This is a genomic window from Neorhizobium sp. 05N33 (assembly GCF_056397445.1).
Map to the genome: position 1 here is coordinate 1 of NZ_JBFTNK010000033.1, position 10,987 is coordinate 10,987.

The 10,987-nt window shown below is 61.6% G+C and carries 4 protein-coding genes and 1 tRNA gene; 1 reads left to right on the plus strand and 4 read right to left on the minus strand.

The features are described 5' to 3' along the window. The 3 genes from AC1DLT_RS30700 to AC1DLT_RS30710 form a co-directional block, all read right to left on the minus strand. Positions 1-5,295, minus strand: a 5,295-nt coding sequence (locus tag AC1DLT_RS30700) for an MBG domain-containing protein (RefSeq protein WP_477489233.1), incomplete at its 3' end; no start/stop codon positions are given. Between the two features lie 10 nt (positions 5,296-5,305). Continuing rightward, positions 5,306-7,060: a ShlB/FhaC/HecB family hemolysin secretion/activation protein gene (locus AC1DLT_RS30705; RefSeq protein ID WP_477489234.1), complete on the minus strand. Its 1,755-nt coding sequence runs from the start codon at positions 7,058-7,060 to the stop codon at positions 5,306-5,308. Positions 7,061-7,488: 428 nt separating this feature from the next. Further along, positions 7,489-9,114: a winged helix-turn-helix domain-containing protein gene (locus AC1DLT_RS30710; RefSeq protein ID WP_477489235.1), complete on the minus strand. Its 1,626-nt coding sequence runs from the start codon at positions 9,112-9,114 to the stop codon at positions 7,489-7,491. Between the two features lie 89 nt (positions 9,115-9,203). On the opposite strand from AC1DLT_RS30710, the gene AC1DLT_RS30715 reads away from it, so the two are divergent. Beyond that, complete coding sequence (locus AC1DLT_RS30715) at positions 9,204-10,349, plus strand: hypothetical protein (protein WP_477489236.1); 1,146 nt, start codon at positions 9,204-9,206, stop codon at positions 10,347-10,349. Positions 10,350-10,855: 506 nt separating this feature from the next. On the opposite strand, the gene AC1DLT_RS30720 is transcribed toward AC1DLT_RS30715, so the two are convergent. After that, positions 10,856-10,932: transfer RNA gene (locus AC1DLT_RS30720), tRNA-Met, on the minus strand. Positions 10,933-10,987: the final 55 nt, after the last annotated feature.

Genomic DNA, 10,987 nt, shown 5'->3' on the forward strand with positions numbered 1-10,987 from the left:
AGCGATCCGGAAAGTGAGCGATCCGGAAAGTGTGTCGTTGTTGACAAGGCCCGTCGCGGTATAGGTCAGCGCCGGATTGGCGTCACCATAGGTCTTGGACAATGCGTCTGCCGTCACCGTCAGCGCCCGCGGGTTCACGGTGAGGTTGGCGCCCGTATAGCTGATAACGTAGTTTGCGTTGGCCAGCGATCCTTGCGTGATCGCGTAGGCGCCGACATCGGAATATTGCCCCGCCGTGGTCGAAAGCGATCCGGAGAGCATGTCGTTGTTGACAAGGCCCGAACCTCCGACCGTGTAGGTTAGCGCCGGATTGGCATCGCCATAAGTTTTCGATAGCGCATCCGCCGTCACCGTCAGTGCTCGCGGCGTGATTGTCAGTTCGGCGGCATTATAGGTGATCGCGTAATTGGTATTGCCGAGGCTGCCGATGGTGATCCCGTAGCTACCCACATTCGAATACTGCCCCACCGGGGTCGAAAGCGATCCGGAGAGCGTGTCGTTGTTGACTAGGCCCGAGGTTGTGTAGGTCAGTGTCGGATTGACGTCACCGTAGGTCTTCGACGCAGCGTCCGCCTGAACGGTAATCGCCCGCTGGCCGATGGTCAGGTTGGCGCCGGTGTAGCTGATCGCGTAGTTCGAATTGGCGAGCGTCCCAATGGTAACGCCATAGTTGCCGACATCGGAATAGCGGCCTGCCGAGGTCGAGAGCGACCCCGACAGCGTGTCGCCGTTGACCAGACCCGCCGCCGTGTAGGTCAGCGTCGGATTGACATCGCCGTAGGTCTTGGTGAGCGCGTCCGCCGTCACCGTGAGCGCCCGCCGATTGATCGTCAGGTTGGCGCCGGTATAGCTGATCGAATAGTTGGAATTCACCAGCGTGCCGATGGTGATGCCATAGGTTCCCGCATCCGAATATTGCCCCGCCGGGGTCGAAAGCGAACCGGAGAGCGTATCGCCGTTGACGAGGCCCGACGTGGTGTAAGTCAGCGCCGGGYTGATATCGCCATAGGTCTTCGACAGGGCATCAGCCGTTACGGTGAGCGCCCGCTGATTGATCGTCAGATCGGCGCCAGTGTAGCTGATCGAATAGTTGGAATTCGCGAGCGTRCCGATGGTGATGCCATAGGTTCCYGCATCCGAATATCGCCCCGCCGGGGTCGAAAGTGAACCGGAGAGCGTATCGTTGTTGACGAGGCCAGAGACCGTATAAGTTAGTGCCGGATTGGCGTCACCATAGGTCTTGGCGAGCCCGTCCGCCGTCACGGCTAGCGTACGCTGATTGATGGTCAGGTTGGCGGTGTTGTAGGTGATCGCATAGTTACTCGATGCAGCGAGTGTGCCTAGGCCAACCGCATAGTTACCCACGTCCGAATATTGCCCGGCGGGGGTTGAAAGCGATCCGGAGAGCATATCGCCGTTGACGAGGCCGCTGATTGTATAGGTCAGTGCCGGATTGGCATCGCCATAGGTTTTCGACAGAGCATCCGTCGTCACCGTGAGCGCGCGCTGGGTGACGGTCGCATTCGCGCCGACATAGGTCAGGGCGTAGTTCGACGAAGCCGACAGTGTCCCCTGCGTGAGGGCATAGGTGCCGACATCGCTCGAGCTAGTGATGCCCGCGAGTGCTCCTGACAGCGTGTCGCTGTTCACCAGCGACCCGCTGGTCACGCTGTAGGCGAGTGTGGGCGCGTCACCATAGCTGAAGCTCTGACCCGACGTCGCCGTCACCGTGATCGGGCGGGCCGCGATGATCAAAGCGTTGCTGGTGTCGATATAGGCGGTGCGCGAACCGGTCACGGACACGACATTGGCATCCGAATAATTGTAGGTGCCGGCATTGGTGGCGGCACCCACCGCGCTGCCCCAGCTCAGGGAGACATTGCCCGTGCCGACGCCCGTCAGCGCCGCGCCGGAAATGGTGCTATTGGCGTCGCCATAGACGCGCGTGGCGCTGCCGATGGAGATATAATCGTCATAAAGGCCTGTGCTGAGCGCGCGCAGCATCATATAGCCGCTGTTCGCGCCGCTGGTTGATTTGCCCCAGCCAGACGAGAAATCCCAGCCCGCATTGATAAAGGTGAACGGGTCCTTCATCTGCGCCGTGGTGAGGCCTATTGCGGAAAAAGAATATGGGTATTGAACCTGTCCACCGCCAGATGGCTGTCCCGTGGTTTCGATATCCCAGAAGCTGGATGATACGGTGGCTACTTCGCTCCCACCCACCAAGCCTCCGAGATAGGGGCCATTATAATTGTTCCAGTTTCGACTAGTGGTGAAGGTGCCGCTGACGGCACCCGTGGCATAGGCGTTGGTGATAGTGGTATGGTCAATGAATCCCACCAAACCTCCGAACTTGCCATTATCTAAATTATCAAAATAATACGTGCCGCTGACAGCGCCCGTGGCATAGACGTTGCGGAGAGTGCCGGAAAGGTCGTGACCCACCAGCCCTCCAAAGTTGCCAGTAGAGCCGCTGGAACCGGTGCTGGTGACGGCGCCGGTGGCATAGACGTTGGTGATGGTTCCACCATAGTTGAAACCCACCAGGCCTCCGGCTTCGCCAATGGCGCCGACAGCGCCGGTGGCGTAGGCGTCGGTGATGGTTCCGTGGTCGTTGTAACCCACCAGGCCTCCGGCATAGTAGCCATGAAGCCCTAAGCCGGCGCTGACAGGGCCGGTGGCGTAGGCGTTGGTGATGGTTCTTCCGGACTTGTTGTAACCCACCAGGCCGCCGACATAGTCCGAGCCGCTGACAGCGCCGGTCGCGTATGCGCCGGCGATCGTGCCGTCGTTGTAACCAACCAAGCCTCCGCTGTAGACAAGGTAGCTGGTGACAGCGCCGGTGGCGTGGGCGCTGGTGATCGTGCCATAATTTTCACCCACCAGGCCTCCGACGTATGAATTGCCGGTGACAGATCCGGTGGCATAGGCGTTGGTGATCGTGCCGTAGTTGGTACCCACCAAGCCTCCAGCGTCCATATCAAAGATGGTGACATTGCCGGAGGCATGGGCGTTGGTGATGGTTCCTCCGCCATCGTTGTAACCCACCAACCCGCCGACGTAGTCCCAGCCGCCGACAGCGCCGGTGGTATAGGCGTTGGTGATGGTGCCATTGTTGTAACCCACCAGGCCTCCGATATATGTACCGCCGTTGGGGGCGATGATGGCGCCGGTGGCATAGACGTTGGTGATGGTTCCCCCGTTGTTGTAGCCCACCAAGCTGCCAACCCATTGGGCGCCTGTGATGGATCCCCCGATCAAACCGACATTCGCAATGGTCGCGCCTGGACCGACATAGCCAAACAGGCCGGTATAGGCATAGAGTAATTGATTGTCGATCGTCAGACCGGAAATCGTGTGGCCTTGGCCATCGAAATTGCCGGCAAATCCGGCGCCGCCGTTCAGCGCCTGGAACCCATCGGTGCCGATCGATCGGAAGCCAAAGCCATAATTCCAGTTGGCGGTGTCGGAGGCGTCGATATCCTTGCCGAGCGCGAAGCTTCCGGTGAGGTGATCCTGGATGCTTTGGAGGCCGGTGGGATTGTTTACCAGCTGATAGGCGACGAGGCTGTTTGCCGTGACATTGCCGCTGAAATCGGTCGCGGTCCCGAACATGGCGGGATTATAGTAGATATTTGCCGTGGAGGCCGATCCGGAAAGATTGACGGAACCACCCGCACCGAAGGAGACCGTGCCCGTACTGGTGCCCGAATTGTCGGCTTGTAGCACCACCCCGGCGCTGGTTCCCGAAGCCGTGATGGCGGCGTTGATCGCGATGTCGGACGCGGCGCTGAGGGTGAGCGTGGTGCCCGCACTCCAGGAGAGCGCATCGGCCACCGTGATCGTGCCGGCCTGCGAGCCGGCGGAGCTGCCGTCGCCGGTCGTCACAGTGACATTGGCGCCCGCGAGTGCGGCCTCGAGCGTGCTGACATTGATGACGCTGTCGTCGCCGGTGGCGGTGAAGCCGGACGAATTACTGTCAGTGCCCGACGAGATCGTGACGTTATACGGATCGAGCAGCAGATTGCCGAAAGCGCCATTAGCCGCCGTCAGGTCGGTAAAGCCCGTATAGGAAAGTAGCGCCTTGCCGGAGACTTCCACATCGGCGCCGTTGCCGGAGAGCGAACCGCCGCGGGCGGTGATCAGGCCTTCGAATTGCGTGAGATCGTCCGACCACAAGACGACATTGCCGCCCTTGCCGGTCGTGATTGCATCGGCATTGATGACGGTGCCGGCATCGACGGTCAGCGTCTCGGCGTGCTTCAAGGTGCCGCTACCCTGCCGCTCGCCGCCGATATTGATCGTGCCGCCGCCGCTCTTGCCGGAAGCATTCACCCTGGCAGAAGCGAGCTTGATCGACCGCCCGGTCACCGTGACCTTACCGCCGATGCCGGCAGCATTGCTGGCATTGAGCGTGCCGGAGATCGCCACCTCGCCGTCACCGCCGGTGAGCGTGATGTCGCCGCTCCTGCCGGAAACGCCCTTGGCTTCGATCGTGCCGGACATGTTGACCGCCTGACGCGCCATGTCCCTGGCGGCGGCGGCCGAAAGCTGCACCGTACCGCCATTGGCGGAGATCTTGCCGCTGTTGGAGACGAGCGCTTTCGTGCCCGCGGCCGTTGTCGGGATCGCCACCTGCAGGAATCCATCACCGGCCAGATCGAGCGTCGCCTGCTCGCCCGAGCCAAGCGCCACCTTGCCCATCGGCACGGTAATCACGCCGGAGTTCTCGACCGAGCGGCCGATCAAGGCGAGATAGCCACTCCGATTGATGGTGATCGTGCCCGCATTGGTCACGGAGCTGGATGCGCCGTTGCCGGTAAACGTCCGCTTGCCGGCCATGAAGTCGTCGTCGGAGATGCCTAGCGTCGAGGCGACGAAGGCACCGGTATTGATCGTCCCCGTCGGGGTAATGGCAATGCCGTTAGGGTTGACCAGATAGACCTGTCCGTTGGCAGTGAGACTGCCAGCGATGGTCGTCGTGGTCGAGCCGATGACGCGGTTGAGGATGGCCGAGGAGGCATTCGGCTGGATGAAAGTGACGCCATTGCCCTGGCCGATATTGAAGTTCTGCCAGTTGACGACGGCGTTCGCGCTCGTCTGGTTGATCGTCAGCGTGCCGTTTGACGGCGTGCCGATCGTCACGCTGCCCGCCGCGACGCTTCCACCCGTCGGCAGGGACTGGGTGAAGGCCGGATTGGCCCCGACCAGTGCCGTGGAGGCAAGAAGGACGATGAGCCGGGTCCTCGTGGGGACGGGGCGGACGATGGAGCGGTGGTCTTTGACGTGCAGCATGGCGATGGTCCTAAAACTGGAACGCTGCCGAGAGCGTGAAGCGATTGTCGTTTGAACCATCACCGAAGCGCTCGGTGCGGCCATATTCGAGGCTGAGGGTCATGGAATTGAAGCTCGCCTGCTCGGCGGCGCCGAGGCGCAAGCCTGCCCCATACGACGCCCCTTGTGTCCAAGCTGCTTCCAATGCGGTCGGCTGATGCAGGCGCACACCGCCATAGGCCCCAAACAGATAGGGTGAGGCGAGGAAGGCGCCACTCGCCGCCCCATCCGCCGGCAGGCTGGTGCCCTGCTGCGCCGGGAAGGCGGATAGCGCGAACGGCAGGCTGAACGGCATGGTGAACGGAAACTGCGCCTCGGCGCGGACGACGAAGCCGTCATCGCCCTGCATCAGGCCGGAGGGGAACGTCGAAAGGCCGGAGGTCGAGGCAAGGCCGATCTGCTCGGAATTGAGCAGCGGTTGGCCGAAGGAGGTCTGTGCCTTGGCGGCCAGATCGAAGGTCAGGTGTTCGGCGACCGGCTGGCGATAGCCAAGCGTGAGTTCAAGCTTCTGGAAGTCGGCGGCAGCGCCCTGCCGCGACAGCGGCGTATCGCTGGCGGCAGCATCCGCAGCACTGCGCGCACCCAGACCGTTGATGCCGAAGGAGCCGGTCAGCCCGGCCGAGAACAGAGAATCACCGAACACGTACCAGGAGAGGTCCGCCCCGGTTCGCAGGACGCGCAGCCGGTCCTTTGATAGAGCAACGCCGCCGAGATTGATGGCACTCAGTTTCTCCTGCTGCGCGTCGAATGCGCCTGTCAGGTTAAGCGTCAGGTTGCGCGACCGGATCAGCGGATAGTTGAGTTTGGCGGAATAGCGGGTGAAGTCCGATTGGAAGACAATGCTGCCAGCCTCAGCTTCCGGCGCGGTGCGCGAGACCGTCGCCTCCAGATTGAGGCTCAGTCCATCATTGCCGAGCGGCAGGGTGACGCCGCCGGCCAGCATGCGGTTGCGCGGCGCTCCTGAGAAGAAATCGGTGTCGCCGTCGAAGCGCGGAGCGCCGGAAGCGCGCAGATAGATAAGCTCCCCGAAACCGAACACCGAATTGAAGTCGATGCCCATGCCCGTATTATATTTGCCAAGCTGGTCCGACTGACGGTTGTCCGCGTTGAGAGAAAAGAGCACCGGCTTGTAACGGGCCTCGATCGTCAGCACACTGCCGCCAGCCGTCGTCCCCCTGGAAAGGGTAGAGCGCAGCACGATGCCCGGCAGGTCGCCGGCCAGCAGCACCCGTCGTTCGATCTCGGCATTGGTGATGCTTTTCTTACTTACCAGCGGCGCCAGCAGTTTCGCGACGCGTTCACGGATGTTGTCCGGCAGATGCGAGGTGTCGATCCTTTCCAGGAAACCGTCGATGACGGCGATGCGCAAAGTCGCGCCGTTAACGAGGCGTTGCGCCGGCAGGAGAACGCGCACCAACGGATAGCCTTTTGCGGCATAGGCTGCCTGCAAACGGCTCGCGGCGGCGAAGAGATCGACAGCGGTGACTGTCTTGCCGGCAAGTTCCGCCTTCAGCTTCGCCGTGTCTTCCGTCAGCGCCGGCAGGCCGCCTTCTACGACGACACTCCCGATATGGACGTCGAGCTTTTCCGCACCGGCGGGTGCGACCTGCTCCGCGCCTTCGGGAATCACGATACCGCGCGCCTGCTTCTGCAATTTTGGTTCAAACGTCTGCGGCGTCACTTGCGAGGCGGTCTGCGCCAGGACCGGTCCCACCGAAAACAGCATGATCGCCGTTCCGGCGAGCAACGCGGCCCGCCGCACATCGTCACATCTCGAAATCAAAATTCACCTCGACCTGCCTGTTTCCCCGCACGCTTCCCCCGGCGATCGAAGGCGAGCCCAGCAACGCCCTAGACAACCCACAAAAGTCGCGCTGCTCACTCAGCGCAGACCCATGCAGAATCCGTCCGTGGAGCGGCTATTTTGCCCGCAATCGCGAGAACAGGGCGTTCGGGGAACCTGTTCCGCCCAAGAGCTAGGAAAATTCTCCGTGATTGTCTGCGTCCATTTTTGACTGCCCGTGAACCGGCATCCGCGATTTGCTATGCTTCAGGGGTTGCTTGGACGGACTGCTGCCGAACAATGTCGGAACCTATGCGATCATGCAGGGGTCGCAGATCGTTGCCGCCTTAGTGCCAAACGGTATCTGGCGTCTATCGCGGATCGCCGGTCGGCAGGCCGATTTCGACAAGCGTTCGCAAAACGGCCTGGGTGGCGACGAGGTAGGTGTCGCTCGCGTTGCGACGCGACAGGGGGAGAGTGCGGACGGTGAAGTCGGGACGTAGCGCCATGCCTTTCAGGAACGCTTCCCATGCCTCCGTCTTGCGGCCGAGGCGCCGGTAGGCGGTCGCCAGCAGCATGTAGGAGCGGCCGGAGCCAGGAGTGATGGCGATCGAGCGTTCCAGCAAGCCGATTGCTTTTGCGTTGCGATCGAGCAGCAGGTTCGCCCAGCCAGCCCCGAGCAGCCAGGTCCAACGGGAGACAGCCGGCGTATCGAAGCGGTCGGCCTCGGCGAATGTCCGCAGCCCATCCTCGAAGCGGCCGAGTTGGACCTCTGCGAGACCGATCTGATAGAGCGCCGCGCCGTCCCAGGGATTGAGTGTCAGCGCACGCGCGCAGGCGACAAGGCTTTCGGCGACCTGGTTGGTCGCCGTCAGCAAGCGGCAGTATGCACCCAGCACGGCTATGGATTGCGGTCGCGACCGGAAAGCATCTTCCAGCAAGGCGCGGGCATCGGTTTCGGCGGCGGCGCTTTCGGCGGCGTTATACCAGCCCATTTGCACAGCGCGCAGATGCAGGCCGGCAAGTGCCACTCGCAGGTCGACGTTTCCAGGATCGGCGGCACGATATGTCTCAAGGATCTCCCGCGCCGTTGCAAAACGCTCACGCGTCGTCTGGTTGATCGACGCGACGGCCTGCTGGATCGCGATATCCGCGCCGCCGGTTCGGTGCGTGCTGTCTCGTTCAGCAAGATTGTTCATCCGGACGGCCAGCGCATAGCCGACGCCCGCCGTAAGGCGGGACTGGAGACGTTGTGGATCGGTTTCCCCGGCGTCCACCGATATCTCGGCGACCGTCTGGATCTCGCCGCTGGCAACATCGATGAGGCGCGCCTGAATGGTCCAGGATAATCCAGTTTTGCGCAGATCAGCTTGCACCTGGTAGGAGGCACGGGTGTTCGATCCCTCGCTTGCGACGAGATCGATGCCTTCGATCTTGGAAAGGCCGCCGACCAGCTCGGCGGTGGTGCTGCGGGACAGGGCCACACCCTCGGGACTACCGGAGGCATCGGCGACCGGGAGCACTTCCAGCACGGGCCGAGATTGTTGGAAAAGATAGGAACGGTTGAAGAGAATGAGGAGTGCTACAACTAGAACGCCGAGGCTAGCGAGCACCACGGTGCGAAGTCTCCGGCGCAGCCTTGCGCCGGACTGGTTCCCCGTTTGCGGGAGCGGTAGTGCCGTCTCGCGCTCCTGTCCGTGGGTAACATCGACGGCGAAGAGATAGCCTCGGCCCGAGACCAGCTTGATCATCTGCCGCTCGCTATCACCGAGCGCGGTGCGGATTTCGCGGATGCACTGGAAGAGGCTGTCCTCGCCGACATGGATGCCGGGCCAGACGACGTCCATCAAGTCCTGCTTGCCGAGCACGCGATGGCTGTTGGTAACAAACAGTTTCAGCAGTTCGAAGGCTTTCGGGCGCAGCCGGGTCACGGACCCGTCAGGCGCGCGCAGTTCGGCACGGTCCGGATCCAAAACGAAGCCCGAAAATAAGAACAAGTGCCCTCCACGCCCTTACACAATAGGGCGCACCATAATGAGCACCCGGCAGAGCCGTCAACCGGTGGGGTCGGGCGTGTGGGGACGGTATGGCGCGGTCGGTGCAGGTGGGCAATTTCAGAAAAGAATCAGGAAATTTCAGAATTCTGCCGGCTGGCCTTCAGGACGTTGCGCCGGCATCGCGGCTATCTGTCGAACGGGTCACAGGGTGGCGGCTGGTGATGCATGACTGGGGAATGACCGTGCCTGACAAAAAAAGGGAGCGCAGATCTGTCTGTCATGGCTCCATATCGCTCGAGTGTCATGCTGTGACGTCCATGTTTGAGCGGCGCTTCCACCTTCTGCCGGAAGCAAGCGGGATCGACGGTCTGATGGCGGCGGAAGCCTTTGGCGATGCGATCGCGTTGCTGGCACAGAGTTTCATCGCGAGCCATGTCGCCGCGCCGCGTCCATCGGCGCTATTCGCCTCGCAGCAGCGCTGGCTGCTCTCCCAGGCAGCGCTCGCTCGGCATTTTCGCGCCGCAGGGGCTGGCGGACCCGGCGTGTCGCGAAGGGCCATCGGGCATCTCGCGGTCCAGCACAGCATTGCCAGCCGCAACACCGCCTATGCCTTCTTCGACGAAATTCTGAAGTACGGCCTAGTCCTTCCCGCGCCCGAAGAGAGCCGCGCGGGGGAAGTGGTGCCTGCGCCCGCAGCCCTACTGGTACTCGGAGGGTGGTACGAGGTGCATCTTGCCGCTCTCGACTGTATCGACGGGGGAGATAGGGGCAGTCGCTTTCGCAGCGCGCCCGAACGGCTGCTTCCGCTTCTCGCGCCGGCCATAGGCGATCGCCTCCTGGCGAGCCCCGAGATACGAAGGCCGGGGCCGCTCTACCGGATCTTCGCCTGGACCGACGCAGGCGGGCATTTGATGGACCGGCTTGTCGCGGGCATCGACCGACACGCATCGCGGCCTGGCGGCTACCTAACGGATGTCAGATCGATCTCGCATCTCGCCGATTTCCTAGCGCTTTCACGGGCGCATACCAGCCGCAAGTTCGCCGAAGCGGAATCGATCGGCGGCTTAGGCTGGAATGGCCGTCGCGGGCGCTCGCGCATCTGGATTTCGGACGGTTTCTATACGGAATACGCGATGGCGCAGGCGCGCAAGCTCATCATCTTCCAAGAGGCGTTCGCAGAGATCGCAGGGCGAGCATCAAAAATGGACGACGAGGATTGTGCCGTTTTTTCATAGTTTCGGCAGGGCTTCTCTTTTTCGGTGTCTGAGGTGGCTGCAGCTCCAACGCCAGACTTATATCCAGCGACGTCAGAGATAACGGCGCGCCACGGACAGCGATTTATTGCCAATCCAATGCAGGAGTCCTGAAAGATCGGGGGCGGCTCGCGGCCACATCCCTTCCTTCTTCTGCGGCAACTATGAATTTGAACCGGACAGGAGAATTTTAAACTTTGGACATTTGCTTTGACTATTCGTCAAGCGCTGCTTGCTGCAACATTTCCGGAGGGATGAAAGCCTATCTTGCTTTCCCCATGCTCATTCACATTGAGATCCACATATCCGGGCCTTGCCACAGCAAGGAAACTGCAAAACTGTGCTGGTTGCGGGGTGTAGTACCCACGATTTGAACCTACACAGCTAAATCATTGATTTTGTTTAATCTACGCGCCAATGGGCCTGTACGCACAGAAAGCAAAAACCCGGTAACCTATTGGATTGCCGGGCTTTTCGAGAGTGTACGTTGGTTGCGGGGGCAGGATTTGAACCTGCGGCCTTCAGGTTATGAGCCTGACGAGCTACCGGGCTGCTCCACCCCGCGTTGTACAGGCGACGGGAACCGTCGTCCTGAGAGCTTTTTGCCTGCGGCAAAATAG

Excerpts from the sequence above, each read along its gene's own strand:
- AC1DLT_RS30705 (WP_477489234.1), bottom strand. The coding sequence starts at position 7,060 with ATGCTGTTTTCGGTGGGACCGGTCCTGGCGCAGACCGCCTCGCAAGTG.
- AC1DLT_RS30715 (WP_477489236.1), top strand. The coding sequence starts at position 9,204 with ATGGCGCGGTCGGTGCAGGTGGGCAATTTCAGAAAAGAATCAGGAAAT.